This is a genomic window from Povalibacter uvarum (assembly GCF_014202975.1).
Taxonomy (GTDB): domain Bacteria; phylum Pseudomonadota; class Gammaproteobacteria; order Steroidobacterales; family Steroidobacteraceae; genus Steroidobacter; species Steroidobacter uvarum.
In genome coordinates, this window is sequence record NZ_JACHHZ010000003.1 from 733,680 (window position 1) to 758,561 (window position 24,882).

At 62.6% G+C, this 24,882-nt stretch carries 27 protein-coding genes and 1 pseudogene; 22 read left to right on the forward strand and 6 right to left on the reverse strand.

The window, feature by feature from the left end; all coding sequences use genetic code 11:
* Positions 1–3: 3 nt before the first annotated feature.
* The 14 genes and pseudogenes from rpsN to rplQ all read left to right on the forward strand — a co-directional run.
* Positions 4–309: a 30S ribosomal protein S14 gene (rpsN, locus tag HNQ60_RS14575; RefSeq protein ID WP_184333002.1), complete on the forward strand. Its 306-nt coding sequence runs from the start codon at positions 4–6 to the stop codon at positions 307–309.
* Between the two features lie 24 nt (positions 310–333).
* On the forward strand, positions 334–729 hold the full coding sequence (gene rpsH / locus HNQ60_RS14580; protein ID WP_184333004.1) for a 30S ribosomal protein S8: 396 nt from the start codon (positions 334–336) through the stop codon (positions 727–729).
* Between the two features lie 9 nt (positions 730–738).
* Positions 739–1,275, forward strand: a complete 537-nt coding sequence (rplF, locus tag HNQ60_RS14585; RefSeq protein WP_184333007.1) for a 50S ribosomal protein L6 — start codon at positions 739–741, stop codon at positions 1,273–1,275.
* A 107-nt stretch (positions 1,276–1,382) separates the two neighbouring features.
* Positions 1,383–1,736, forward strand: a complete 354-nt coding sequence (rplR, locus tag HNQ60_RS14590) for a 50S ribosomal protein L18 (protein ID WP_184333009.1) — start codon at positions 1,383–1,385, stop codon at positions 1,734–1,736.
* Positions 1,737–1,802: 66 nt separating this feature from the next.
* Positions 1,803–2,309, forward strand: a complete 507-nt coding sequence (gene rpsE / locus HNQ60_RS14595) for a 30S ribosomal protein S5 (RefSeq protein WP_184333011.1) — start codon at positions 1,803–1,805, stop codon at positions 2,307–2,309.
* 29 nt (positions 2,310–2,338) lie between these two features.
* Positions 2,339–2,536, forward strand: a complete 198-nt coding sequence (gene rpmD, locus HNQ60_RS14600) for a 50S ribosomal protein L30 (protein WP_184333013.1) — start codon at positions 2,339–2,341, stop codon at positions 2,534–2,536.
* A 32-nt stretch (positions 2,537–2,568) separates the two neighbouring features.
* Positions 2,569–3,006, forward strand: coding sequence for a 50S ribosomal protein L15 (gene rplO, locus HNQ60_RS14605; protein ID WP_184333015.1), 438 nt, complete (start codon positions 2,569–2,571; stop codon positions 3,004–3,006).
* 89 nt (positions 3,007–3,095) lie between these two features.
* Complete coding sequence (gene secY / locus HNQ60_RS14610; RefSeq protein WP_184333777.1) at positions 3,096–4,391, forward strand: preprotein translocase subunit SecY; 1,296 nt, start codon at positions 3,096–3,098, stop codon at positions 4,389–4,391.
* 35 nt (positions 4,392–4,426) lie between these two features.
* Positions 4,427–4,540, forward strand: coding sequence for a 50S ribosomal protein L36 (rpmJ, locus tag HNQ60_RS14615; protein ID WP_083536477.1), 114 nt, complete (start codon positions 4,427–4,429; stop codon positions 4,538–4,540).
* 93 nt (positions 4,541–4,633) lie between these two features.
* Positions 4,634–5,014 (forward strand): 30S ribosomal protein S13, encoded by a 381-nt coding sequence (rpsM, locus tag HNQ60_RS14620; protein ID WP_184333017.1) that lies wholly within the window; start codon positions 4,634–4,636, stop codon positions 5,012–5,014.
* Positions 5,015–5,116: 102 nt separating this feature from the next.
* Positions 5,117–5,533, forward strand: a complete 417-nt coding sequence (gene rpsK / locus HNQ60_RS14625; protein WP_184333019.1) for a 30S ribosomal protein S11 — start codon at positions 5,117–5,119, stop codon at positions 5,531–5,533.
* A gap of 32 nt (positions 5,534–5,565) precedes the next feature.
* Positions 5,566–6,189, forward strand: coding sequence for a 30S ribosomal protein S4 (gene rpsD, locus HNQ60_RS14630; protein ID WP_184333021.1), 624 nt, complete (start codon positions 5,566–5,568; stop codon positions 6,187–6,189).
* Between the two features lie 102 nt (positions 6,190–6,291).
* Positions 6,292–7,296: a DNA-directed RNA polymerase subunit alpha gene (locus HNQ60_RS14635; RefSeq protein WP_184333023.1), complete on the forward strand. Its 1,005-nt coding sequence runs from the start codon at positions 6,292–6,294 to the stop codon at positions 7,294–7,296.
* 85 nt (positions 7,297–7,381) lie between these two features.
* A pseudogene (gene rplQ / locus HNQ60_RS27530) lies at positions 7,382–7,762 on the forward strand (50S ribosomal protein L17); the annotation flags it as partial.
* Positions 7,763–8,102: 340 nt separating this feature from the next.
* Here rplQ and HNQ60_RS14645 read toward each other — a convergent pair.
* Entirely contained in the window at positions 8,103–9,080 is a 978-nt protein-coding gene (locus HNQ60_RS14645) for an FAD:protein FMN transferase (RefSeq protein ID WP_184333027.1), read from the reverse strand.
* Between the two features lie 88 nt (positions 9,081–9,168).
* On the reverse strand, positions 9,169–11,655 hold the full coding sequence (locus tag HNQ60_RS14650) for a TonB-dependent receptor (RefSeq protein ID WP_184333030.1): 2,487 nt from the start codon (positions 11,653–11,655) through the stop codon (positions 9,169–9,171).
* A gap of 324 nt (positions 11,656–11,979) precedes the next feature.
* On the opposite strand from HNQ60_RS14650, the gene sthA reads away from it, so the two are divergent.
* Together sthA and mscL are read left to right on the forward strand one after the other, a co-directional pair.
* Positions 11,980–13,368: a Si-specific NAD(P)(+) transhydrogenase gene (sthA, locus tag HNQ60_RS14655; RefSeq protein ID WP_184333032.1), complete on the forward strand. Its 1,389-nt coding sequence runs from the start codon at positions 11,980–11,982 to the stop codon at positions 13,366–13,368.
* 199 nt (positions 13,369–13,567) lie between these two features.
* Entirely contained in the window at positions 13,568–13,972 is a 405-nt protein-coding gene (mscL, locus tag HNQ60_RS14660; RefSeq protein WP_221304206.1) for a large-conductance mechanosensitive channel protein MscL, read from the forward strand.
* Positions 13,973–14,030: 58 nt separating this feature from the next.
* Here mscL and pepQ read toward each other — a convergent pair whose 3' ends face one another.
* Positions 14,031–15,353, reverse strand: a complete 1,323-nt coding sequence (pepQ, locus tag HNQ60_RS14665; protein WP_184333034.1) for a Xaa-Pro dipeptidase — start codon at positions 15,351–15,353, stop codon at positions 14,031–14,033.
* 36 nt (positions 15,354–15,389) lie between these two features.
* On the reverse strand, positions 15,390–16,244 hold the full coding sequence (locus HNQ60_RS14670; protein ID WP_184333036.1) for a 2-keto-4-pentenoate hydratase: 855 nt from the start codon (positions 16,242–16,244) through the stop codon (positions 15,390–15,392).
* Positions 16,245–16,448: 204 nt separating this feature from the next.
* Between HNQ60_RS14670 and HNQ60_RS14675 the strand changes: the two genes are divergently transcribed.
* Positions 16,449–16,754, forward strand: coding sequence for a hypothetical protein (locus tag HNQ60_RS14675; RefSeq protein ID WP_184333038.1), 306 nt, complete (start codon positions 16,449–16,451; stop codon positions 16,752–16,754).
* A gap of 180 nt (positions 16,755–16,934) precedes the next feature.
* A complete protein-coding gene (locus HNQ60_RS14680) occupies positions 16,935–17,456 on the forward strand; it encodes a GNAT family N-acetyltransferase (protein WP_184333040.1) in 522 nt (173 codons plus the stop codon).
* Position 17,457: 1 nt separating this feature from the next.
* On the opposite strand, the gene HNQ60_RS14685 is transcribed toward HNQ60_RS14680, so the two are convergent.
* Complete coding sequence (locus HNQ60_RS14685) at positions 17,458–18,150, reverse strand: Dph6-related ATP pyrophosphatase (RefSeq protein WP_184333042.1); 693 nt, start codon at positions 18,148–18,150, stop codon at positions 17,458–17,460.
* On the opposite strand from HNQ60_RS14685, the gene HNQ60_RS14690 reads away from it, so the two are divergent.
* Positions 18,142–18,645 (forward strand): hypothetical protein, encoded by a 504-nt coding sequence (locus HNQ60_RS14690; protein ID WP_184333044.1) that lies wholly within the window; start codon positions 18,142–18,144, stop codon positions 18,643–18,645. The genes HNQ60_RS14685 and HNQ60_RS14690 overlap by 9 nt on opposite strands.
* 30 nt (positions 18,646–18,675) lie before the next feature.
* On the opposite strand, the gene uvrA is transcribed toward HNQ60_RS14690, so the two are convergent.
* Positions 18,676–21,534 (reverse strand): excinuclease ABC subunit UvrA, encoded by a 2,859-nt coding sequence (uvrA, locus tag HNQ60_RS14695; protein ID WP_184333046.1) that lies wholly within the window; start codon positions 21,532–21,534, stop codon positions 18,676–18,678.
* Between the two features lie 261 nt (positions 21,535–21,795).
* Between uvrA and ssb the strand changes: the two genes are divergently transcribed.
* The 3 genes from ssb (at position 21,796) to HNQ60_RS14710 (ending at position 24,868) form a co-directional block, all read left to right on the forward strand.
* Positions 21,796–22,260, forward strand: a complete 465-nt coding sequence (gene ssb / locus HNQ60_RS14700) for a single-stranded DNA-binding protein (protein ID WP_184333048.1) — start codon at positions 21,796–21,798, stop codon at positions 22,258–22,260.
* 153 nt (positions 22,261–22,413) lie between these two features.
* On the forward strand, positions 22,414–23,799 hold the full coding sequence (miaB, locus tag HNQ60_RS14705) for a tRNA (N6-isopentenyl adenosine(37)-C2)-methylthiotransferase MiaB (protein ID WP_184333050.1): 1,386 nt from the start codon (positions 22,414–22,416) through the stop codon (positions 23,797–23,799).
* A 79-nt stretch (positions 23,800–23,878) separates the two neighbouring features.
* Positions 23,879–24,868, forward strand: a complete 990-nt coding sequence (locus tag HNQ60_RS14710) for a PhoH family protein (RefSeq protein ID WP_221304207.1) — start codon at positions 23,879–23,881, stop codon at positions 24,866–24,868.
* Positions 24,869–24,882 lie beyond the last annotated feature (14 nt).

A 24,882-nucleotide genomic window follows, 5' to 3' on the forward strand; every position in this document is an offset into this window, starting at 1 on the left:
TTTATGGCCAAGACATCGATGGTCAATCGCGAAGAAAAGCGTGCGAAGCTCGTGAAGCGCTACGCCGCCAAGCGGGCGCGACTGAAAGAAATCATCCGCAAGCCGACCTCGTCGGCTGCCGAGCGGGAAGCTGCGGTTGTGCAGCTTGCGGCGCTGCCGCGCGACTCCAGCAAGTCGCGCCTGCGTAACCGCTGTCAGATCACCGGCCGTCCGCGCGGTTTCTACCGCAAGTTCGGTCTCGGTCGTACCAAGCTGCGCGAAGCAACCATGCGCGGCGAAATTCCGGGCCTCGGGCTGGCCAGCTGGTAACAGCTGGTACCACTGGAGCACCACATGAGCATGACGGATCCTATTGCCGATTTCCTGACGCGCATTCGCAACGGCCAGTCCTCGGGTAAGTCCGAGATCGCCGCACCGACCTCGAAGATCAAGGTCGCGATTGCGAAGGTTCTGAAGGACGAAGGCTACATCGAAGACTTCTCTGCCGACGTGCAGGACGGCAAGCCGACGCTGGCCGTACAGCTGAAGTATTACCAGGGCCGACCGGTCATCGACCGCCTCGAGCGTGTCAGCCGTCCTGGCCTGCGTGTCTACAAGGGCAAGGACGAACTGCCGACGATTCTCGGCGGCCTCGGTATTGCCATCGTTTCCACGTCGCAGGGCGTGATGACCGATCGTCAGGCACGCGCAGCCGGTCACGGCGGCGAAGTGCTTTGCATCGTTTCCTAAGGTGCACACATGTCTCGAGTAGCAAAACAGCCGGTTGCTCTGCCGAAGGGCGTGACTGCAACCATCAGTGCGGACTCCGTCGCCGTTAAGGGCGCGAAGGGCACCCTGTCGCTCGCCCTCGCCAGCAAGCTGGTGAAGGTCGTGCAGGACGCGGAAGCGTTGAAGGTCGAGAAGGCGAACGACAGCCGCGAAGCGGACATGGTCGCCGGTTCGACGCGCGCGCATCTCGCCAACATCGTGCTCGGCGTCAGCAAGGGTTACGAGCGCAAGCTGGAACTCGTCGGCGTCGGTTACCGCGCACAGGCACAGGGCAAGGCCCTGAACCTGACGCTCGGCTTCTCGCACCCGGTGGTCTACGACGCGCCGGAAGGCATCACGATCGAAACCCCGAGCCAGACCGAAATCCTGGTGAAGGGCATGGACGTGCAGAAGGTCGGTCAGGTTGCCGCCGACATCCGCAGCTTCCGTCCGCCAGAGCCGTACAAGGGCAAGGGCGTTCGCTACAGCGGCGAGAAGATCGAGCTGAAGGAAGCGAAGAAGAAGTGATGACTGAGCTGCCAGCCACCAGTTTGCTGGCAGCTGGCCAGAGCCGGAACAGAGTTTTCTTGCTGGATGTCGCGAACCGGTAACCAGCAGCCAAGAGTGAAACGACCATGCAAGGTAAGAACGTTCAACGTCTGCGTCGCGCCGCACGGGCCCGCGCCAAGATTCGCGAGCTGAAGGCGCTGCGCCTCTCGGTGCATCGCACGTCGCAGCACATCTACGCGCAGATCCTCGACACCGAGTCGAAGGTTCTGGCCGTGGCGTCGACGGTGCAGAAGGATGTGCGCGGCAGCCTGAAGGGCACCGGCAACATCACCGCTGCTGCCGCGGTCGGCAAGGCGATCGCCGAGAAGGCGAAGGCTGCCGGCATCAAGCAGGTCGCGTTCGACCGTTCGGGGTTCAAGTATCACGGTCGCATCAAGGCGTTGGCCGATGCGGCGCGCGAAAACGGGCTCGAGTTCTAAACAGAGAAGCGAACAGCGGCGAGGCGATGAGATCGCCACCGCGCTTGTCTAACAGGAAACATGTCAATGGCCAGAGTTGAAAAAGCAGCTGCAACCGACGAGTACATCGAGAAGCTCGTGGCGGTGAATCGCGTTGCCAAGGTCGTGAAGGGTGGCCGTCAGTTCGGCTTCACCGCGCTGACCGTCGTCGGCGACGGACGCGGCAAGGTCGGCTTCGGATACGGCAAGGCGCGCGAAGTGCCGGTCGCGATCCAGAAGGCGATGCAGGCGGCCCGCAAGAATCTTGCGAACGTTGCACTCAAGAACGCGACGCTGCACTACGCGCTGAAGGGCGCGCACGGCACGACCCGTGTCTACATGCAGCCCGCTGCAGACGGTACGGGCCTCATCGCCGGTGGCGGCATGCGCGCGGTGTTCGAGTGCGCCGGTGTGCGCAACGTGCTCGCGAAGAGCTACGGCTCGCGCAACCCGATCAACGTCGTGCGCGCGACGTTCAAGGCACTGACGAGCATTCAGTCGCCTGAAGACATCGCAGCCAAGCGCGGCAAGCGCGTCGAAGAAATTCTGGGCTGATCGCCTGGTTACTGGACTGGATTGAAGTCATGGCCAACGCCAAACCGAAGTCGCTCAAGGTCACGCTCGTCAAGAGCGTGTTCGGTCAGCTCAAGTCTCATCGCGCCACGGTGCGCGGCCTGGGACTGCGCAAGATCCGGGATTCCGCCGTCGTCGCGGACACGCCTGAGATTCGCGGAATGCTCCGCGCATCGGGCCACATGCTGAAGGTAGAGGAAGCGGGCTGAAGCCCGTCGCCGCTCAACCAGGAATTGAAGTTATGAAGTTGAACACCATTTCCCCGGCTCCAGGCAGCAAGAAGACACGCCTTCGCGTGGGCCGTGGCGCGTCCGCCGGCCAGGGCAAGACCTGCGGCCGTGGCGTCAAGGGTCAGCGCGCTCGCAAGGGCGGCTACCACAAGGTGGGTTTCGAAGGCGGCCAGATGCCGTTGCAGCGCCGTCTGCCGAAGACGGGCTTCCGTTCGAAGGTGAAGCCGACGGTCGCCGAAGTGCGCCTGTCCGAGCTCGCGAAGCTCGAAGGGAACGTGGTGGATCTGGAAGCGCTCAAGGCTGCGAACGTTGTGCCGGCGCAGGCTCTGCGCGCGCGTATCGTCGCGTCGGGCGAGTTTGCCAAGGCCGTGACGGTCAAGGGCATCCACCTGACGAAGGGTGCGAAGGCAGCGATCGAAGCCGCCGGCGGCAAGGTCGAAGCGAACTGATTCGACTCGAGTCGACACTCTAACTTTTAGTCGCCAGAGAACTCGTGGCCACCAAATCCGCTGCAACACCGCTCTCCGCCTTCGGCGAGATGACCCGCTTTGCCGAGCTCCGGCAGCGGCTGTTCTTCTTGCTGGGTGCGCTGATCGTGTACCGCATCGGAACGTTCATTCCGGTGCCGGGTATCGATCCGATTGCGCTCGCCCGATTCTTCGAGGCGCAGCAGGGGACGATCCTGAGCATGGTGAACATGTTCTCGGGCGGTGCGATCGAGCGTCTGTCGATCTTCGCGCTGGGTGTGATGCCGTACATCTCGGCGTCGATCATCATCCAGATGGCTGCGGTCGTGATGCCGTCGCTGGCCTCGATCAAGAAGGAAGGCGAGTCGGGTCGGCGCAAGCTCACCCAGTACACGCGCTATGGCACGGTGCTGCTGGCACTGGTGCAGGGTTCCTCGGCGGCCATTGCGCTTCAGAACCAGGGCGTGGTCATTTCCGCCGGCCCGCAGTTCGTTTTCGTTGCGACGGTCACGCTGATCGCCGGAACGATGTTCCTGATGTGGCTCGGCGAGCAGATCACCGAGCGCGGTCTGGGTAACGGTATTTCGATGATCATTCTCGCGGGCATCGTCGCGGGTCTGCCGGCCGCGGTGGCTGGAACCCTCGAACTGGTTCGCACCGGGGAGCTGAATGCGGCGTTCGCGCTGATCCTCTTCAGCATGATTATCCTGGTGACGGCCTTCGTCGTGTTCGTCGAGCGTGGCCAGCGCCGGATTCAGGTGAACTACGCGAAGCGCCAGCAGGGCCGCAAGCTCTTTGCCGGCCAGACGACGCACCTGCCGTTCAAGCTGAACATGTCGGGCGTGATTCCGCCGATCTTCGCGTCGAGCCTGCTGCTCTTCCCGGCGACGATCGCGAGCTGGTCGGGTACCTCGCAGGGCCTGAGCTGGCTGCAGAACGTGGCCGCTGCGCTGGGACCCGGTCAGCCGGCCCACATGATCCTGTACGGGGCATTGATCATTTTCTTCTCGTTCTTCTACACGGCGCTGGTGTTCAACTCGCGCGAAACGGCTGAGAACCTGAAGAAGTCGGGGGCGTTCATCCCGGGCATCCGGCCGGGCCAGCAGACGGGCGAGTACATCGACAAGGTACTGACCCGGTTGACGGTCTGGGGTGCCCTTTACGTCGCCGTGGTCTGCTTGCTGCCGGAATTCCTGATTTCGCGCTTCAGCGTGCCGTTCTACTTCGGCGGAACGTCGCTGCTGATCATGGTGGTCGTGATCATGGATTTTCAGGCCCAGGTGGCTGCCCACCTGATGTCGCATCAGTACGAAGGCCTGATGAAGAAGGCCAATCTGCGTGGTTACGGGCGCCCGGGCCAGACCTGAACGGTCAGACCCGAGCGCTGATTTGGAGAGATGTCATGAAGGTTCGTGCTTCCGTTAAGAAGATCTGCAAGAACTGCAAGATCGTGCGCCGCCGCAGGGTGGTGTACGTAATTTGCTCAGATGCCCGCCACAAGCAGCGCCAAGGCTGATTGGCAGCGCTGATCGGCGTTCTTAAAGCATTGAGTCACAGGCGTTTTTAGTTTACAGTTCCGCGCTTTTCGCCGCGGAAGAGAGAGTAGGCAATGGCCCGTATCGCCGGTATCAACATACCGATGAACAAGCATGTGTGGGTTGGACTGACTCACATCTATGGCGTTGGCAGAACGCAGGCGAAGAAGGCCTGTGCGGCCGCCGGTGTGAAGCTCGAGACCCTGGTCAAGGACCTGACTGACGCGGAGGTCACCGCCCTGCGTTCGCAGGTCGGCAAGCTGACCGTCGAAGGCGACCTGCGCCGCGAAGTCTCCATGAACATCAAGCGCCTGATGGACCTCGGTTGCTACCGCGGTATCCGTCATCGCCGTGGCCTGCCGTTGCGCGGCCAGCGTACACGCACCAACGCCCGCACCCGCAAGGGTCCGCGTAAGGCGGCGGTGAAGATGAACGCACCTCCGGGCAAGGCCTGATTGAAGTCGCGCTAACGGCCTCCATCTAAGCCGTTAGCCATGGTGCAGTGAAGTTACCTGGAAGCGTTCGGAAGGTCCGGCCGCTTCCCTTAGAGAGATCACATGGCTGAGCAGAAGCAACAGACAGCAGCAGCAGCGGGCGCGACGAAGGGCCGCAAGAAGGTCAAGAAGCATGTGACCGACGGCATCGCGCACGTGCACGCGTCGTTCAACAACACGATCGTGACGATCACCGACCGGCAGGGCAATGCACTGTCGTGGGCGACGTCCGGCGGCTGCGGTTTCCGTGGTTCGCGCAAGAGCACGCCGTTCGCTGCCCAGGTGGCGGCCGAGAAGGCGGGCACTGCTGCGCAGGAACACGGTGTGAAGACGGTGGAAGTCCGCGTGACGGGCCCTGGCCCGGGTCGCGAATCCGCTGTCCGCGCGCTGAACGCATGCGGCCTCAAGGTCACCAACATTTCCGACGTGACGCCGATCCCGCACAACGGGTGCCGGCCTCCCAAGAAGCGTCGCGTCTGATTTTCCGCGAATAGCCGCGGCGAGGAAGTTTCATGGCTCGTTATCTCGGTCCGAAGTGCAAGTTGTCGCGCCGCGAAGGCACGGACTTGTTTTTGAAGAGCGGCGTTAAGTCGCTCGAATCGAAATGCAAGCTCGAAGTGCCGCCGGGCGGCGTGAAGGGCGAGCGCAAGACCCGCCTGTCGGACTACGGCGTCCAGTTGCGCGAGAAGCAGAAGCTGCGCCGCATGTACGGCGTGCTCGAGCGTCAGTTCCGCAACTACTACATCAAGGCTTCGGGTCGTCCCGGTGCCACAGGTGCGACCCTGCTGCAGATGCTCGAAGCGCGTCTGGACAACGTCGTCTACCGCATGGGCTTCGCGGCGACGCGCGCTGAAGCGCGCCAGCTCGTCAGCCACAAGGCAGTGAACGTGAACGGCGAACCCGTGAGCATTGCGTCGTATCAGTGCAAGGCGGGCGACGTGATCTCGATCCGCGACAAGGCGCAGAAGCAGTTGCGCATTCAGGCAGCCCTGCAGATTAAGGCGCAGGTCGGGTTCCCGGAGTGGGTGGAAGTCGACGAGAAGAAGTTCACGGGAACGTTCAAGCAGCTCCCGGACCGCGGAGACATCCTGCCGGAGATCAACGAGAACCTCGTGGTCGAACTGTACTCGAAGTAACAGTGAATTCCGTTCCGGGGCGCTGAGCCCCGGAAAACGTTTTGGTTGCGTCCAACTTCGGACGTGTATGCCGTTAGCGGCAAACAAGCAGGTAAATTTTCCATGCAGGCATCCGTTGGCGAATTCCTGAAGCCTCGTGTCGTCAAGGTCACGCCCACCACCGCCCGTCAGGCGAAGGTCGTGATCGAGCCGTTCGAGCGCGGTTTCGGCCACACATTGGGTAACGCGCTGCGCCGCGTGCTGCTGTCTTCCATGCCGGGCTGTGCAATCACCGAAGTCGAAATCGACGGCGTGCTGCACGAGTACACCAGCATCGAAGGCGTGCAGGAAGACGTGGTCGACATCCTCCTCAATCTGAAGCAGGTCGCGATCCGTCTGAACGCTCGCGACGTCACCGAACTGCGTCTGCACAAGAAGGGCCCCGGCCCGGTGACTGCCGCCGACATCCAGCTCGACCACGACGTGGAAGTGCTGAACGGCGATCTCGTCATCGCCAACCTGACGAAGGCCGGCGAACTGAACATGATGCTCAAGGTCGAGCGCGGTCGCGGCTATCGTCCGGCGATTCAGCGTGCGACGTTCGAAGAGTCGTCGGGTCCGATCGGCCGTCTGCAGCTCGATGCTTCGTTCAGCCCGATCCGCCGCGTCACGTACAACGTCGAAAGCGCGCGCGTCGAGCAGCGCACGAACCTGGACAAGCTGATCCTCGACATCGAAACCAACGGCACGATCGACGCTGAAGAAGCGATCCGTCGCGCGGGTTCGATCCTGAAGGACCAGCTGTCGGTGTTCGTTGATCTGCAGGGCCAGGACGAGGGCGCATCGAAGACTGCCGAACAGCAGTTCGATCCAATCCTGTTGCGTCCGGTCGATGAGCTCGAGCTCACCGTCCGCAGCGCGAACTGCCTCAAGGCGGAAAACATTCACTACATCGGCGATCTCGTTCAGCGCACCGAAGTGGAGCTGCTGCGTACGCCGAACCTCGGCAAGAAGTCGCTCACGGAGATCAAGGAAGTTCTCGAGAGCCACGGTCTGTCGCTGGGCATGCGGCTCGACAACTGGCCGCCGATCAGCCTGAAGCGCGACGACGAGCGCGACGTGATCTGAAAGAGAAGCGGTTAGCGGTTAGCGGTTGGCGGTTAGCAGCAAGGCGAGCCGAGAACCACGAGTCACGATCAAGAGTCACTGAAAAATGCGTCACCAACTTTCCGGCCGGCAACTGAGCCGCAATGCATCGCACCGCGCGGCGATGCTCCGCAACATGGCGGCATCGCTGCTGCGCCATGAAACCATTCGCACCACGCTGCCGAAGGCGAAGGAACTGCGCCGCGTCGTCGAGCCGCTGATCACTCTCGGCAAGGACGACAGCGATGCGAACCGCCGCCGTGCGTTTGCTCAGCTGCGCGACGCCGAAGTGGTCGTGAAGCTGTTCGAAACCCTCGGCCCGCGCTTCAAGACGCGTCCGGGCGGCTATACGCGCATCCTGCGGATGGACGTGCGTGCTGGGGACGCCGCTCCGATGGCGCTGATGCAGCTGCTCGATCAGCCTGAAGTGGCCGTCGAAGAGACTGCGGCACCGGCAGCCGACGAAGGCGCCGAGACCGAAAAGAAGGCCGCGCCGAAGAAGAAGGCGGCGCCTGCCAAGAAGACTTCGCTGAAGAAGAAGTCGACGGCAACGGCGGAAGAGAAGGCCGAGAAGAAGGCCAAGGCCGCCAAGAAGGCCGAGGTGAAGGCGAAGAAGGCCGAAACCACGAAGGCTCACAAGAAGGCGGCGCCGAAGAAAAAGGCCGCTGCCAAGAAGAAGAGCGCGAAGTAATCGCACGCTTCTCGAGAGGGCAAAGAAAAAGCCGGGCACTGCCCGGCTTTTTCGTTTGTGCGGTCAGCTGAAGCGCTGTACCGCTTCAATCAATGGGCTACGGCTGCGGCGCCATCAACCCCTTCGTATAGAGCACCTGACCATCGGGTTTCACGACGATCGCATCAATGCCCTCCAGCCGGTTGTAGATCTCGATCGCCTTCTCGGCGCCGAGCACGAAGGCCGTCTTCGACAGCCCGTCCGTGCGCGTCGCTGTGGGGCCGATGACGGTGGCGCTGCGTACCTTGCTCGCCGATTGGCCCGTCTTCGGATCGATGATGTGGTGGTAGCGAACGCCTTTCTCGTCGAAGTACCGTTCGTAGTCGCCTGAGGTGGAAATCGCAGCGTCCTCGAGGGGAATGCGCGCGATGACTTCCTCCTTGCGATCGGGATGCCGGATGCCGACGACCCAGGGTTGTCCGAACCGGTCTCCGATGATCCTGCTGTCGCCTCCGGCCGTGACGACGCCGTGTGAGAACCCGCGCTGCTGGAGGATCCGGATCCCGCTGTCGACCGCATGGCCTTTGCCGATCCCGCCAAGATCGATTCGCACGCCCTCGCGGGCGAACTTCACCGTCTGAGCGTTGGCGTCGAGGATCACGTGACGGTAGTTGATGCCGGGTAAGGCCTTCTCGATCTGCGTCTCGTCGGGCCGCACATGCTTGCGGAAGTCGTACATGTAGCCGACGCTGGCATAAGTGACGTCGAACGCACCTTCGGTGAGGCGGGAGTATTCGAGCGCCTGTGTCAGCAGGTCGAACAGTTCGCGGCTGATCTTGACCGGATGCTTCGCCGCTTCGGCGTTGACCTTCGAAACCTCGCTGTCCGGCTTATAGGTGCTCATCTCGCGGTCGATGCGGCGCATGTCCGCGAGCACCGCTTCGATGGCGGCGTTGCCTTGCTCCTTCGTATCGGCCCAGACCTCGACCGCGATCCGGGTTCCCATGATCCCGTCTTCCACGCGTTCGACCCACTCGGCGCGAGCAGCTGGCGTGAGCAGGAGGAGGGCGACGCCTGCTGCGAGTGCGGTTCTCATCATGGCCTCATGGTAGGCGAAAACATCGGCCAAAAGAAAAGGGCGGCCCGGTTGCCCGGACCGCCCTCATGCACCGACGTCCTGTCGTCTATCTGAACTTGAATCGTGCGGTCAGGCCGTACGTACGGGGCGCGCCCAGGAACGCGTCGTAGCTTCCCGTCTGAAGCGGAGCGTCGTACACCACCTGGTAGTACTCCTCTTCGGTCAGGTTCTGCGCCCAGGCTTCGATCATCCAGCGCTCGTCCTCAGCACCGAAACCCGTTCTCGCGTTCACGGTCGTGATCGAGTCCTGCATCTTCTGCGGCGCCAGGTTCGAACCGGTGTTGTACTCCGAGGTGTACTTCGCACCGACGTTCGTGCGCCAGATGAAGCTGCTGCCGATCGGCTGCTCGAACGTTGCCGACAGGCTTGCCGACCATTCCGGTGCGAACGACAGACGATCGTTCTCGCGGTTCTGGTCGAACAGGCCCGGGTTGGCCAGCGCCGCCGGATCGTCGATCTCCGTCTCCGCATAGGTGACACCGCCCTGGAAGCTCAGCTGCTCGAGCGGGGTGAACCACACCAGGTCGAGGTCGACGCCTTCCGACGTGACCGTATCCAGCGACGTCACGAGGAACTGCACACCGTCGAACGTGTTCAGCTGGAAGTCCGTGTAGTCCTGGTAGAACACAGTGGCATTCAACAGCAACGTGTTGTCGAGCCACTGCGTCTTCAGACCGACCTCATACGAATCCACGAGCTCCTTGTCGAACGAAGTGTCGAGGCTTGCGCCGACCCCGCCGGGGGCTCCGGGTGGGAGCGCCGCACTGCCAGTGCGCACGCGGTCCAGGTTGAAACCGCCCGCCTTGTAGCCGCGTGCGAACGAGGCGTACGCCATCACCTCGTCGGTGAACCGGAACGAGAGCTTCGCGGTGCCGCTCCATTCGCTCTCGTCGATCGACTGCGAGTTCGCGAGGTTGTTGTAGATCGGATCGGTGATCGCGGCGCAGCCGATGCCGACTGCGACCCTGTTGAGTTGTGCGATCTGCGCGGCAGTCAGGCCCGCACCTGCCATCGTTGCCTGCAGCGCTGCGAAGTTTGCCCGCAAGGTTCCACAGCCCTGGCCCGTATGGGTGTTCCTGTAGAGCGTATCGAGATCCTTGGATTCGTTGGTGTAACGAAGGCCGAGCGTGAACTCGATCGCATCCGTGAACTTGATGTTGTTGTTCGTGAACAGGGCCCATGACTGGGAATCCTGCTCATGCAGGTCGCGCTGACCCAGCGTGGTGGGATAACCATTCAAAGGGATGAACGCGTTGAAGATCGGCGCTGCGGCTCCGGCCAGCGCGGAAATGTAAGTGCGATACTGCGTACCGTACTGCAGCTGCTGCTTGGACGTGAGCTGCTCATCCGCGTAGAACGCGCCGACCAGCCAGTTCAGCCGATCCGTCTCGCCGGCGAGGCGGAATTCCTGGCTCAGCTGATCGAACTCGGCAGAGTGGTTGCCATCCGATTCGCGATACCAGATGTCCGCTGCCGTGTAGTCGACGTCCTGGCCGTTGACGAATTCCCAGTTGCGCCAGCCCGTGACGGACGTCAGCGTTGCGCCGCCGAGCGCATTGAGGTCCCAGTTGATCTCCATCGACGCGCCAACGTCGGTCGTGTCCTGATCGGTGCCGCGATTCAGGAACGCCGTGCGGTTGAAGGGATCGGGTGGATTCTGTGTTCCGGCGCCCCCGGCCAACGCGTTGATCGCGGCCACTGTCGGGCCGTTGAAGGTCGGTACGCCGCTGCAGCAATGCTCCTCGCGCTTCGTGTAGTCGCCCGTGAAACGGACTTCGAGCGCTTCGGAGGCCTGGAACAGCAGCTGGCCACGAGCCGTCTGCACCTTGCGATCGTTCTCCTCGTCCTCAGTCCGCGGGCCGGCGCCCGTATTCACATCGAGATAGCCATCGCGTTCGCGTGCTGCGACGTAGAGACGGCCGGCGAGCTTGTCATTGAAGCCACCGTTGATCGATGCAGAGCCTTCCAGTGCGCCGTAGTTGCCGCCCGTGAGTTCGACATCCGTGCCGAAGTCGAACGTCGGCTTCTTGGTGACGATATTGATGACGCCGGCAGAGGTGTTCTTGCCGAACAGCGTGCCCTGCGGGCCCTTCAGCACTTCGATGCGCTCGAGCTCGCCGAGGTCGCCGAACGCGACGCCATTGCGTGGACGGTAGATGCCGTCGATGACGACACCGACGGAGGATTCGAGGCCGGGGTTGTCACCGACCGTACCGATACCGCGGATGCGGGCGGTCGTGCTGGCTTCACTCGACGTCGACGTCACCGTCAGGCCCGGAGCCACGATGGTGAGGTCCTTGATGTCCTTTACGCCGGTGTCCTGGAGCAGTTGTCCCGACACGGCGGTCACCACGATCGGCACGTCCTGCAGGTTCTGTTCGCGCTTCTGGGCAGTGACGATGATGGTTTCGATGGAACGGCCGCCTTCGCCCTGTTGCTGCGCTTCCTGTGCAGAAACCGGCAATGCGACGGCGGTAGAGACAGCCAGCGCGGCGAAAACCGCACGGCGCAGCGTAACGCTTCGATCGGTCATGAATCCCCCTTGGTAGTCCTCGACATGAACTTCGACCCACGCGCCCGTGCGATTTACAACTCGGTGCCTTTACGTGGTGGCGCGAAGGTTACTGATTTCGGTGAGCGAACGAAAGCGTTTTTGTATAAAAGCAACGCAAGCTGAGAACAAGCGTAATGACCGCAAACGGTGCACTGGATCTTTTTGCAGATGCAGAAAAAATCGAGCTTGTTTCCTTGGTATCTTTGCGTCGCGCGTATCGGATTTTGCGACGCGATAAGAACACGCGCATCATTCACTTAACGGCTCTTTCTCACCGCCTGTAGACAATTCAAAAGACGCCCCATGGAACAGTTCGATGTCCTCGTCATAGGCAGCGGTCCCGCGGGTGAGGGAGCCGCCATGATGGCGGCCAAAAATCACAAGAGCGTTGCGCTGATCGAACGACATTTCGAAGTCGGCGGTGGTTGCACTCACTGGGGCACGATTCCGAGCAAGGCCCTTCGCCACGCGGTGAAGATTCTTCACGACCTGCGCCGCAATCCGTTGCTGCGCGAGTTCCGCGGGGCGAACCAGCTGACCTATCCGCAGCTGCTGGCGAGCGCGACGAAGGTTGTCGAATCCCAGGTCGCAAGCCGCCGGCGCTTCTACGAGCGCAATCGCGTCCCGATCTTTGCAGGCGAGGCTTCCTTCGTGGACGCGCATACGGTCGAAGTGCAGCCGTCCATGGGCAAGTCGCAGCGGATCAGCGCCGGCCATGTCGTCATCGCGTCGGGCTCGCGGCCGTACCATCCGCCGGGGATCGACTTCTCGCACGAACACATTCGCGACAGCGATTCGATCCTGCGCTATCCCGAGCATCCGTTTGCGGTGACGATCTACGGCGCAGGCGTCATCGGTTGCGAGTACGCATCGATCTTCATCAACCTCGGCGCCAAGGTCACGCTGGTCAACACGCAGGATCGATTGCTGTCGTTCCTCGACGATGAGATCGCCGAGGCACTGTCGTATCACCTCCGCGAGCAGGGCTGCGTGATCCGTCACAACGAACAGTTCAAGGCGCTCGAGGCACGCGAACGCGATGTCGTGCTGCACCTGGAATCAGGCCGGAAGATCAAATCGGATCTGCTGCTCTGGGCGAACGGCCGCACTGGCAACTCCCAGCAGCTGCAGCTCGATCGCGTGGGCCTGACCAGCAACACACGCGGCCAGATCGCCGTCAACGGTCACTATCAGACGGCCGTCGGAAACATTTATGCGGTCGGTGACATCGCGGGACCGCCGGCGCTGGCGAGCGCTGCGTACGTGCAGGGCTCGCATGCCGTGCAGCACATCCTGAATCCTTCGATCGAGCCGCATCGGCTCGAGATGGTCCCGAGCGGCATCTACACGATTCCGGAGATCTCCTCGATCGGCAAGAGCGAGCGCGAACTGCAGGAAGAAAAAGTCCCGTACGAAGTCGGGCACTGCGCCTTCAAGAACCTGGCTCGCGCGCAGATGACCGATGAACGTGTCGGCATGCTCAAGATCATCTTCCACGCGGAAACGCTTGCAGTCCTCGGCGTCCACTGCTTCGGCGACGGCGCCTCCGAGATCGTTCACATCGGCCAGACCGTGATGGCCAGCCGCGACCTCAACAACATCCGCTACTTCACGAATACGACGTTCAACTATCCGACGATGGCGGAGGCGTATCGGGTGGCGGCATATAACGGGCTGAACAGGTTGACGTGAGGAAGAAGGCTGCGAGCTGGTGAGCCGCGAGCCAGAGCCGAAGACGCCTGGTGACGCATTTCGTCTTCTCCTCTCTAGTGGCTTTCCACGCGCCGCTAGCCATGGACGCTTACATCCGACAGACTCGACGCCGAAATCTTGTTCTGGCTCGCAGCTCGTCGCTCGCAGCTACCAGCTTCTTCATCGGGAGTCCTCGCTCATGAGCATCGTAAAAGAATTCCGCGAGTTCGCCGTCAAGGGCAACGTCGTCGACATGGCGGTCGGTATCATCATCGGCGCTGCGTTCGGCAAGATCGTCAGTTCGCTGGTGAGCGACGTGGTGACTCCGCCGCTGGGGTATCTGATCGGTGGTGTCGATTTCACCAAGCTGGCGATTACGTTGCCCGCGATGACGGAAGGGGCCGAAGCGGTGACGATCCGTTACGGTGTGTTCCTGCAGACCCTGTTCGATTTCATGATCGTCGCCTTCGCGATCTTCATGATCGTCAAGCTCATCAATCGGGTGCGACGCAAGGAAGAAGCTGCGCCGGCTGCTCCGCCAGCGCCGCCGCGGCAGGAAGTGCTGCTTGAAGAGATTCGGGATCTGTTGAAAGAGAAGAGATAAGCCCGTCTGTCATGCCCGCGTACGCGGGCATGACGACGAGCCGCTGGTCAAGCCAAGCTCAGGACAGTTTCGCGAACGCGTCGCGGGTGAGGTTCTCCGGCACGCCGGTCGTGCAGGCGACGTTGTCTTCGATGCGGATGCCGCCGTAGGGTTTGAAGCGCTCAACCTGCTTCCAGTTGATCTCGCGCGCGAACGCAGCGCTGCGCGCTGACTCCAGCAATGAGTCGATGAAGTAGAGGCCGGGCTCGATCGTCACTACGAAGCCGGGCTCGAGCGTGCGCGTCAGCCGCAGATAAGGATGCCCGGGTGGCCGCGCCTTCTGCTTGCCGTCGATGTTGATCGTGAAGCCGGAGACGTCGTGAACCTGCAATCCCAGCAGGTGACCGATGCCGTGCGGGAAAAAGATGCCGGAGAGACCGGACGCGACTGCATCGTCAGGCGCGGTGGCGATGATGTCGCTGTCTCGCAGCAGCTGCGCAATCTTTCTGTGGGCGCTCAGGTGAACGTTGGCGTAGTCGACACCGGGGCGAACTTCGTCGCACACCTCGAGCTGCAGCTTGTGCATGCCGTCGATCAGTGTCTGGAACTCGTCGTTGACCGTTGAGTACGTGCGCGTGATGTCGCTCGAATAGCCCGCGACCTCGCCGCCGGCATCGATGAGAAACGAGCGCGACTGCAAGGGCGCCACGATCTCCTGGTGCTGGTAGTGAAGCACCGCAGTGTTCTCGTTCAGCGCGATGATGTTCGGATACGGCAGGCCGGCTTCGGTGTGCTGGCTCGCCCTCATGAACTCGATATGGATTTCATACTCCGAGGCACCGGAGCGGAAAGCGCGCTCCGCGGCTTTGTGGCCGCGCGCGCCGCGCAGTGACGCTTGCCTCTGGCACTCGAGCTCATATTCAGTCTTGCGTGCCCGTGGGTAATGCAGTCGATCCAGCAGCGTATTCGGGTTGCCGGCGGCGAAACCCCACTCCGAATACTCCGCCTGCCATTCGCCGATCAGCGCGCAATTCGGCAGCCGCGTGATGGGGCGACGTGCTTCGGACGCTTCCCGGATCACTTCGATGGAGAAGTGCTGCGCCCAGTAGTCGGTGGGCAGGGCGGGCGGCTTGTGCCAGTAGTCGTTCGGCTGCAGGAACAGCAGGCGGATCGGCTTGGCCGGCTGATACAGAATCCAGCAATCGGGAGCATCGGTCAGCGGCGCCCACGCCTTGAAGTGCGGATTGACCTTGAAAGGGTAGGGCTGGTCGTCGAGGAACTGCATCCACAGGCGGCCGGAGTGAATCGCCAGCGAATCGAAACCGCAGGCCGCCATGGCCTCATCGGTTCGCGAACGCAGGGTCTGCAGATGCGCCGGAAAAAGGGAGTCGAGGGTTGGCATGGCGTTATCTCGAAGGAGTGCCGCCGGCAAAATGCGTCACGGCACGATATGGAGCGCAATTGTGCCCCAAGTTCCGTAGTCCGCGCTGCAGTGGCCGGGCGTTGCGGGAATCATCCGGCCCAGCGCGCCCGTCAGCAGAATCTGGCCGCTCTCGATGGGCCATCCCTGCTCGATCATCGTGTTCACGAGCCACAGGGCAGCCTGCCATTGATCGCCCAGCGCATCCCGCGCCTGCCCGCGATTGAGCTCCTTGTCGTCGCAGATCAGCCTGGGGCTCGCCTCGTTCGGATCGCGCAGATCGGGTGAAACGAAATTGCCGACGATGTAGGTCGCGGATCCGACGTTCGACGCGATGATGTCGATCGCCGTCAGCTCGGCCGGCGACTCGTAGTGCAGGTTCGGAAGCTCGATGGCGGGTGCGACGCCGTCGATGTGAGATCGCAGCTCCGCGATGTCATTCAGTCGTTGGCGAATCGGCGTGCCGACGCGCAGCGCGACTTCCGTTTCGATGTTGAGTCCGGGCCAGTCGGCGACGCGGATCGTCGCATCCGGATCCCTTTGGCCTTCGCTGAACAATACTCCCGCGACGGGCTGCGACGCGCGGAAGCGCGCTTGCGCCGCTGCGGAAGTCAGTCCTGCTTTGAACCCAGCCGGCTGCGCACGATTCAGTTCTCCAGTGAGCTCATGATTCACGACGCGCGTCTGAACGCGATACGCGCTCGCAATTGTCAATGTTTCGTCAATGCGATGAGGCAGCGGCACAGCGTCGTTGAGGCGGTGCGCTTGCGTGACCGCCGCCGCAACGCGCTGTTGCGGCGATGTGCACGCACAGAGCGCCATACAGACGCAGGCGAGCATCGCGATGCTGCATTCGAGGCTGGAATTCCGCACGTTTTCGCACTCCATGGGGTTGTCTTCGCTTCGCGACGCCGGCCATCGATAGCGTTTTCAAACGTGAATGAAACGCTCTAGAATCCTCCGCCGCAATCGATGAGATTTTTTCGCTCGATTGCTGTTCGAAGTTTTCAACTCGCAATCGCATCTACGCAATCACATTCACTGGGGTAATAGATCACATGAACACAAAGATGATTCTTGCTGCTCTCGCGCTGTCGCTCTCGCTGGCTGCTTGCGCGAAGAAGGAAGAAGCGGCTGACGCCGCCGCTGCCGCTGGTGACGCTGCCCAGGCTGCTGGCGAAGCCGCTGGCGACGCTGCTGCTGCTGCTGGTGATGCCGCTGCTGCTGCTGGCACCGCCGCTGGCGACGCCGCTGCAACTGCTGCTAGCGATGCCGCTGCTGCTGCCGGCGATGCCGCTGCTGCTGCTGGTGACGCTGCTCAGGCTGCTGGCGAAGCTGCCAAGGAAGCAACGACTCCTGCTCAGTAATGAGTCTGCTGCCTGAACCGGCAGCGATGGGACGGGCAGGCGCAAGCCTGCCCGTTTCGTTTTGGGCGCTCGCAACAGGCCCCGTTTCGGAAAGCCCCGATCAATGTCCCGCTGGATACGCACGGTCGGTGAGGCCACAATAGCGCCTTCATCGAAAATGCGGCGGAGGCGGCGCAGGACGAGCCGTTAGACCCAAGTGCCAGTCACGATTCGCGACGCTCAGAACAACACGACCGATCGCACCTGGATCCAGAGACAGTATCCGGAGTACCTGGACGACCTGTCGCAGCTGAGCATGAACACCGGTGTCTTTCCGGCCGGCGGCGAGTACGGCGAACGCGAACAGGAGCTGCTCGCGCGCTGGTTCGCCGACGACAGCTCGCATCCCCTCATTCTCCAGAAGAACGACAAGCCGATCGGCTTTGCGCTCGTGAGTCGTCCGCCCCGTAACCAGCGCGACACGATCGACTATCGGATGGCGGAATTCTTCATCGTGCCGGCTCAGCGCCGGACCGGTGCGGGCCGCGACGCTGCAGCGCTGATCTTCAGTCGCTTCGCCGGCGCGTGGGAGATCACCGAGTTCCTCTACAACAAACCCGCGGTCGCTTTCTGGCGCTCCGTGGTGGGACAGTTCACCGGCGGTCGCTTCAAGGAACAGACGGTGCACGGCGAAGTCAGACAAACCTTCACCACGAAGCACGCGTCCGCGCGGCGCTAGTTCACGCAGCCACGTTAGCCAGCTTGGCGAATCGATAGCGGACGCTGCCGTACTGCGGCGGCGCGACGTAACTCTCGAAGCCCTCGATCCGATGCGCGACCGGATGGTCGAAGCACGGGCCGTCATAGACGAACGTGTGAAACTCGCCATTCTCGCCGCAGGCGTCGACACCTTCCGGCAGGTCAGCGATGAAGCGTGCGTTGTAGTCCCGGCCGCAGAACTCATCGCCCAGATAGCGTGAATCCGTGCAGACGACGGTCGCACGGAAACCAAGCCCCAGGACTTCGTCCGCGAGCTGCAGTCGATCGTTTTGCCAGAGCGGCAGCACGCACTTCATTTGCGCCGCGGAGCAGACGTGCTCTTCCCAGTCGCGGTGTTCCTGCAGATCGATGTCGCCGAAGATCGCGGTCCGGTGGCCGCTGGCATGCAGTTCCTTCAGCGCGTCGATGAACTGGGCCTCGTAGGTCTTCCAACTCGTGTTGCGCGTAACGAGCGCGCATCCGAGCGCTTCGGCCTGCCTGCGCATCAAGGCCATCGGAATCGCATGCGACCGGCTGCGCTCGCCCTGTTCGTCGAACATGACGAGCAGTGTGCGTACGTCATAGCCCTGGCGGATGGCGAGCCACAAGGCGAGGCACGAATCCTTGCCGCCGCTGAATGAGCAAACTGCGGGATGGGAGACGTCGTGAAACATGTTTATGATCCTTCAGAGCTTCAGGTGACCGGTGCAATCCCGATGAATCGCTACTGCGGCATCTTGCTGCTGTTGTTCGTTTTCGCTGAGACCGTGGCAGCGTCCGATCCGCGGGCTTGCGTGGCCATCGAGGACGCTGCGGCGCGGCTCGCATGTTACGACGCCGCGTTCGAACGTGCTCCAGTCGCTGCGGCGGGTGCGGCAACTACGGAGTTCGGCATGAACGACCGGTTGCGTCGTGAGAAGGACGGCGGCAGTCCCAAGGACACGGAGCCCGCGGAGATTTCGGCCAGTGTTGCGACGGCGAGCCGCAATCCGCAGGGGTACTACACGCTCGAGCTCGACAACGGTCAGCGCTGGTACGTAAGCGAATCGGCGCCTGCCCAGGCGTTCAGGCAAGGCGATGTCGTGACGATCCGGCGGGCTGCCCTCGGGTCGTACCTGCTGACTCGCTCGCGCGGCGGCGAGTCGCTGCGGGCCAAGCGGATCGGGTAGCCCGGATCGGATGACCCGGATCGGATGAACTCAGGCCCGCTTCCGGGTCTTCAGTTGCGCCGAGCGCTCGAGGACCGGTCCGAGGAAGCGACCGGTGTGCGATCGCGGATTCGCGGCGATCTGCTCCGGTGTCCCTTCGGCAACGATCTTCCCACCGCCCGAGCCGCCCTCGGGGCCCAGGTCGACGATCCAGTCGGCTGTTTTGATCACGTCCAGATTGTGCTCGATGATGACGATGGTGTTGCCCTCGTCGCGCAACCGCTGCAGCACCGCGAGCAACTGTTCGATGTCGAAGAAATGCAGGCCGGTCGTCGGCTCGTCGAGGATGTAGAGCGTGCGTCCGGTGGAGCGCTTCGACAGTTCCTTCGCGAGCTTTACGCGTTGCGCTTCGCCGCCCGACAGGGTCGTCGCGTTCTGACCCAGCCGGATGTACGAGAGACCGACGTCCATCAGCGTCTGCAGCTTGGGCTCGATGGTCGGCACGTGCTTGAAGAAACCGAGCGCGTCTTCGACGGTCATTTCGAGCACCTCGCTGATGCTCTTGCCCTTGTACCGGACTTCGAGCGTTTCGCGGTTGTAGCGCTTGCCCTTGCAGACGTCGCACGGCACGTAGATGTCTGGCAGGAAGTGCATCTCGACCTTGATCACGCCGTCGCCCTGGCAGGCCTCGCAGCGGCCGCCCTTTACGTTGAAGCTGAAGCGGCCCGGCTCGTAGCCGCGCGTGCGCGCCTCCGGAACGCCCGCGAAGATTTCGCGGATCGGCGTGAACAAGCCGGTGTATGTCGCCGGATTCGATCGCGGCGTGCGGCCGATCGGGCTCTGGTCGATGTCGATGACGCGATCGATCTGATCGAGACCTTCGACGCCATCGTTCGCAGCCGCATCGCCGGAAGCATCGTTCAGCGTGCGTGCGACGACCTGGTAAAGCGTGTCGTTGATGAGCGTCGACTTGCCCGAGCCGGAGACACCGGTCACGCAGGTCATGATGCCGAGCGGAATATCGACAGTGACGCCCGTGAGGTTGTTGCCTCGCGCGTTCAGGATGCGCAGGGCCCGGCCATCCTGTTTCGGCGATCGCAAGGGAGGGATCGCGATCTGGCGGTCGCCGGACAGGTACTGACCCGTCAGCGACTTCGGATTGGCTGCGACTTCAGCGGGCGTGCCTTGCGCAATGATCTGTCCGCCGTGGACGCCGGCGCCGGGGCCGAGATCGACGACGTGATCGGCGTGACGGATTGCATCCTCGTCGTGTTCGACGACGATGACGGTATTGCCGAGATCGCGCAGCCGGTTCAGCGTGAACAGCAGGCGCTCGTTGTCGCGCTGGTGCAGGCCGATCGACGGCTCATCGAGAATGTACATCACGCCGACGAGACCCGAGCCGATCTGGCTCGCGAGCCGGATTCGCTGTGCTTCGCCGCCCGAGAGCGTTTCAGCGCTGCGGTCGAGCGTCAGGTAGTCGAGGCCGACGTCACACAGGAAGCGCAGGCGCTCGCCGACTTCCTTGACGATCTTCGCCGCGACTTCGCCGCGCCAGCCTTCGAGCTTGAGATCGACGCTGAAACGCATCGCATCGCCGACCGACATGCGAGTCAGTTGCGGCAGCGTCTGGCCAGCGACGAATACGTTGCGGGCGGCGCGGTTGAGCCTCGTCCCCTTGCACTCGGGGCAGGGCTGGTTGCTCAGATACTTCGCGAGCTCTTCGCGCACCGCCATCGACTCGGTTTCGCGATAGCGCCGTTCGAGGTTGGGGATGACACCTTCCCATTTGTGCGAGCGACGCGTCGATCCGCCTTTCGCGTCGACGTAGCGGAACTCGATCTTTTCCTCGCCGCTGCCATTCAGCACGATCCTCTGGTGCTTCGCCGGGAGCTCGTTCCACGGCGATTCGATGTCGAACCTGTATTGCTTCGCGAGCGACTGGATCAGCGCGAAGTAGTACGCGTTGCGACGATCCCAGCCGCGGATCGCGCCACCAGCGAGCGAGAGGTGAGGGTGATGCACCACGCGGCCTGGATCGAAGAACTGCTGCACGCCCAGGCCCGAGCAGGTCGGGCAGGCGCCGGCCGGATTGTTGAAAGAGAAGAGACGGGGCTCGAGCTCCGCCAGGCTGTACCCGCAGATCGTGCAGGCGAAGCGGTCCGAGAACACCAACTCGGCGCGATTGGGTTCATCCATGAACATCACGCGAGCTGTCCCGTCCGACAGTCGCAATGCGGTTTCGAAGGATTCCGCGAGTCGCTGCGCGATGTCGTCGCGGACCTTGAACCGGTCGACGACGGCTTCGATCGTGTGCTTGCGCTTGTTGTCGAGCTTCGGCGGCTGGTCGAGTTCGACGATCTTGCCGTCGATCCGCGCACGCACGAAGCCCTGTCCGCGAAGGGCTTCGATCACCTGCACGTGCTCGCCCTTGCGGCCGTCGATCATCGGCGCAAGCAGGATGAGCGGGGTGCCTTCCGGCAACCGCATCACCTGGTCGACCATCTGGCTTACTGTCTGCGCCGCGAGATCGACGCCATGATCCGGGCAGCGCGGAATGCCGACGCGCGCGAAGAGCAATCGAAGATGGTCGTAGATCTCCGTCACCGTGCCGACGGTGGATCGCGGATTGTGCGACGTCGATTTCTGCTCGATCGCAATCGCGGGCGACAGCCCTTCGATCGTCTCGACCTCGGGCTTCTCCATCATCGAGAGGAACTGCCGCGCGTACGCGGAAAGCGATTCGACGTAGCGACGCTGGCCCTCGGCGTAGATGGTGTCGAAGGCCAGTGAGGACTTGCCGGACCCCGACAAACCGGTGAACACGATCAGCCGGTCGCGCGGCAACTCGAGATCGATGTTGCGCAGGTTGTGCGTACGTGCGCCGCGGATGACGATGGAAGAAGACATTGAAGCGTGGCGGCTCGCGGGTGCGGGATCGATCACTATAAGGGGATGTCGGAGTTGGGGGCAAAGGAGGGGTAATGAAAGGTCCATCCCTTCAGATTCAGGGGAAACGATGTCAGTTCCTGTCCGGTTTTCGCGCGCGAGCTGATCGGAGGTCGCCCGGCGGCCATTCCTCAGCAAACCCGCCTCTAATTAGCCCTGTGCTCGTTTCGGTTGCCCGTCTAGAATGTGCGCCTTCGTCAATCCCGGATCAGGACTTCCCTCATGGCGCGTGGCATCAACAAGGTCATTCTCGTCGGCAACCTCGGCAAGGATCCGGATGTCCGTTACATGCCGAGCGGGAAGGCCGTGACGAACTTCAGCATCGCGACCTCCGAGTCCTGGACCGACAAGCAGTCCGGCGACAAGCAGGAGCGCACCGAGTGGCACAACATCGTGCTGTTCGACAAGCTCGGTGAAATTGCGGCCGAGTACCTCCGCAAGGGCTCACAGGTCTATATCGAAGGCAGCCTGCGGACGCGCAAATGGCAGGACAAGGAAGGCAAGGACCGCTATACGACCGAGATCGTCGGCAGGGACATGCAGATGCTGGGTGGCCGCGGCGGCGCTGCTGGGCCCTCAGGCGGCGGCGGTGGTGGCGAATCCCGCCAGAGCCGACCCGCGCCGGCTGAGGATCGTGGCCCGCCAGCCGGAGATGAGGGCGGGTTTGACGACGATATTCCGTTCTGAAGAAGCGTTAGCGGTTGGCGGTTGGCGGTTAGTTCAGAAGGGAGCCGGGGCGCTCTCTGCGTAACTCTTTGTTTTCTCTGACTAACCGCTAACCGCTAACCGCTGATCACTTCCTCCGCTGTATCCTACCGCCCCCGCTTTTCCGCCCGTCCCATGCCCTTTCTCTATATCCGCACCAACGGCTGCCAGATGAACGAGTACGACTCCACCAAGATGGTGGACGTGCTGCGGGAATCGGGCGGTTACGAGCTGACGGAGGATCCGGCGCAGGCGGACGTGATTCTCCTGAACACGTGCTCGATCCGCGAAAAGGCCCAGGAGAAGGTCTTTTCCCAGCTCGGCACCTGGAAGCAGCTGAAGCACGCGAAGCCAGACCTGATCATCGGAGTCGGTGGATGTGTGGCGAGCCAGGAAGGCGAGGGCATCACGCGCCGCGCGCCGTATGTCGACCTGGTTTTCGGGCCGCAGACGCTGCATCGCCTGCCGGACATGATCCAGGAGCGCAGGTCGAGAGGCCGCGCCGTCGTCGACATCAGTTTCCCTGAGATCGAGAAGTTCGATCATCTGCCGCAGCCGCGCGCCGAGGGGGCCACTGCGTTCGTGTCGATCATGGAAGGCTGCAGCAAGTACTGCTCCTTCTGTGTCGTGCCGTACACGCGCGGTGAAGAAGTCAGCCGCCCGTTCGAGCCGGTCATGCAGGAAATCCGTCAGCTAGCCGACCAGGGCGTGCGGGAGATCCATCTGCTCGGCCAGAACGTAAACGCATATCGCGGTCCGATGGAAGACGGCACCCAGTGCGATCTCGCGACGCTCATCTACTGCATCGCCGAGATCGAGGGCATCGAGCGCATCCGCTTCACGACGTCTCATCCCGTCGAGTTCAGTGACGCGCTCATCGAGGCCTATCGCGACGTGCCGAAGCTCGCGAACTATCTGCACCTGCCGGTGCAGGCGGGCTCCGACCGGATACTGATGGCGATGAAGCGCGGCTACACGGCGCTCGAGTACAAGCAGAAGATCCGCAAGCTCCGCGCGGTGCGACCCGACATCAGCATTTCATCGGACTTCATCGTCGGGTTTCCGGGAGAAACCGAGCGCGATTTCGCGGCAACGATGAACCTGATCGCCGATGTCGGCTTCGATCAGTCCTTCAGCTTCGTCTACAGCCGCCGGCCCGGAACGCCTGCCGCGTCGTTGCCCGACGACGTTACGCAGGAAGAGAAACACAAGCGATTGCAGATCCTGCAGTCGCGCATCAATGAGCGCTCGCTCGAGATCAGCCAGTCGATGATCGGCACCGTGCAGCGCGTGCTCGTCGAACGTCCTTCGAAGAAGGATTCGCACCAGCTGGCGGGCCGCACCGAGAACATGCGCTGGGTGAACTTTGATGCGCCCCGGACGTTGATCGGTCAGTTCGCGGACGTCGTGATCACCGAGGCCCTGAGCAACTCGCTGCGCGGCCGGCTCATCACAGAAGACCGGATCTCCACGGGGCACACGGGGGCCACGGGGGACGGAACGAAAACGCAGGCTGCATAGCCCGGTTGAGGCACACCATGGCTATTGATTCGATCTGATCCGACCCGGTGTTCCCCGTGCTCCCCGTGGAAATCTTCTCTTGAGTACTCCCGTCGAAACCCGCGATCTTGCTCTGGAGCCCGTCGACAACGCGCGGCTCGCGAACTTCGTGGGACCCATGGATGAAAACCTGCGTCATGTCGAGCAGCGGCTCGGCGTGCAAGTGCGTCGTCGCGGCGGACAGGTTGAAGTCTCGGGTCCGGCCGAAGCAGCCGACGCTGCGCAAACCGTGCTGCGCAAGCTGTTCGATCTGTCGGCGCGCGAGTCGTTGACGCCGGATCGGGTGCACCTCGCGCTCCAGGAAGCCGGGATGGAGGCCGCGCCCGCTGCCGCTCCCCAGCGTGCCGATGATCTGGCGATCCACACACAACGCGGCGGCATTCGCGGTCGTGGCCCGAACCAGCGCCAGTATCTGCACAACATTCATTCGTCCGATCTCACCTTCGGCATTGGTCCCGCGGGAACGGGCAAGACGTTTCTTGCTGTCGCGTGCGCCGTCGAAGCGCTGCAGTCGGAACGCGTTCGCCGGATCGTGCTCGTGCGGCCGGCTGTGGAGGCGGGCGAGAGGCTTGGCTTCCTGCCGGGCGACCTTGCTCAGAAGGTCGATCCGTATCTGCGTCCGATGTATGACGCGCTGTACGAAATGATGGGGTTCGATCGCGTCGCGCGAGCCGTGGAGCGCCAGGTCATCGAGATCGCGCCGCTTGCCTTCATGCGCGGTCGTTCGCTGAACGATTCCTTCATCATTCTGGATGAAGCGCAGAACACGACCGTCGAACAGATGAAGATGTTCCTGACGCGTCTCGGCTTCGGCTCGAAGGCCGTCGTGACCGGCGACATCACTCAGACCGACCTGCCGAAGCAGCAGGTGTCGGGGCTCAGGAACGCGATGAAGATCCTGCCAGGCGTTCAGGGCGTGTCGTTCACGCACTTCACGTCTCGCGACGTCGTGCGCCATCCGCTGGTCCAGCGCATCGTCGAGGCGTACGAGCGCAAGCCGCCCGATTCCAGCCCTGGTGAGGAGTCGTAGACGGCGCGGCCCGG

Bases quoted from the DNA above. Each gene is read 5' to 3' on its own strand.
- rpsN (WP_184333002.1), top strand. From the start codon at position 4: ATGGCCAAGACATCGATGGTCAATCGCGAAGAAAAGCGTGCGAAGCTC.
- rpsH (WP_184333004.1), top strand. From the start codon at position 334: ATGAGCATGACGGATCCTATTGCCGATTTCCTGACGCGCATTCGCAAC.
- rplF (WP_184333007.1), top strand. From the start codon at position 739: ATGTCTCGAGTAGCAAAACAGCCGGTTGCTCTGCCGAAGGGCGTGACT.
- rplR (WP_184333009.1), top strand. From the start codon at position 1,383: ATGCAAGGTAAGAACGTTCAACGTCTGCGTCGCGCCGCACGGGCCCGC.
- rpsE (WP_184333011.1), top strand. From the start codon at position 1,803: ATGGCCAGAGTTGAAAAAGCAGCTGCAACCGACGAGTACATCGAGAAG.
- rpmD (WP_184333013.1), top strand. From the start codon at position 2,339: ATGGCCAACGCCAAACCGAAGTCGCTCAAGGTCACGCTCGTCAAGAGC.
- rplO (WP_184333015.1), top strand. From the start codon at position 2,569: ATGAAGTTGAACACCATTTCCCCGGCTCCAGGCAGCAAGAAGACACGC.
- secY (WP_184333777.1), top strand. From the start codon at position 3,096: ATGACCCGCTTTGCCGAGCTCCGGCAGCGGCTGTTCTTCTTGCTGGGT.
- rpmJ (WP_083536477.1), top strand. From the start codon at position 4,427: ATGAAGGTTCGTGCTTCCGTTAAGAAGATCTGCAAGAACTGCAAGATC.
- rpsM (WP_184333017.1), top strand. From the start codon at position 4,634: ATGGCCCGTATCGCCGGTATCAACATACCGATGAACAAGCATGTGTGG.
- rpsK (WP_184333019.1), top strand. From the start codon at position 5,117: ATGGCTGAGCAGAAGCAACAGACAGCAGCAGCAGCGGGCGCGACGAAG.
- rpsD (WP_184333021.1), top strand. From the start codon at position 5,566: ATGGCTCGTTATCTCGGTCCGAAGTGCAAGTTGTCGCGCCGCGAAGGC.
- HNQ60_RS14635 (WP_184333023.1), top strand. From the start codon at position 6,292: ATGCAGGCATCCGTTGGCGAATTCCTGAAGCCTCGTGTCGTCAAGGTC.
- HNQ60_RS14645 (WP_184333027.1), bottom strand. From the start codon at position 9,080: ATGAGAACCGCACTCGCAGCAGGCGTCGCCCTCCTCCTGCTCACGCCA.
- HNQ60_RS14650 (WP_184333030.1), bottom strand. From the start codon at position 11,655: ATGACCGATCGAAGCGTTACGCTGCGCCGTGCGGTTTTCGCCGCGCTG.
- sthA (WP_184333032.1), top strand. From the start codon at position 11,980: ATGGAACAGTTCGATGTCCTCGTCATAGGCAGCGGTCCCGCGGGTGAG.
- mscL (WP_221304206.1), top strand. From the start codon at position 13,568: ATGAGCATCGTAAAAGAATTCCGCGAGTTCGCCGTCAAGGGCAACGTC.
- pepQ (WP_184333034.1), bottom strand. From the start codon at position 15,353: ATGCCAACCCTCGACTCCCTTTTTCCGGCGCATCTGCAGACCCTGCGT.
- HNQ60_RS14685 (WP_184333042.1), bottom strand. From the start codon at position 18,150: ATGTTTCACGACGTCTCCCATCCCGCAGTTTGCTCATTCAGCGGCGGC.
- uvrA (WP_184333046.1), bottom strand. From the start codon at position 21,534: ATGTCTTCTTCCATCGTCATCCGCGGCGCACGTACGCACAACCTGCGC.
- ssb (WP_184333048.1), top strand. From the start codon at position 21,796: ATGGCGCGTGGCATCAACAAGGTCATTCTCGTCGGCAACCTCGGCAAG.
- miaB (WP_184333050.1), top strand. From the start codon at position 22,414: ATGCCCTTTCTCTATATCCGCACCAACGGCTGCCAGATGAACGAGTAC.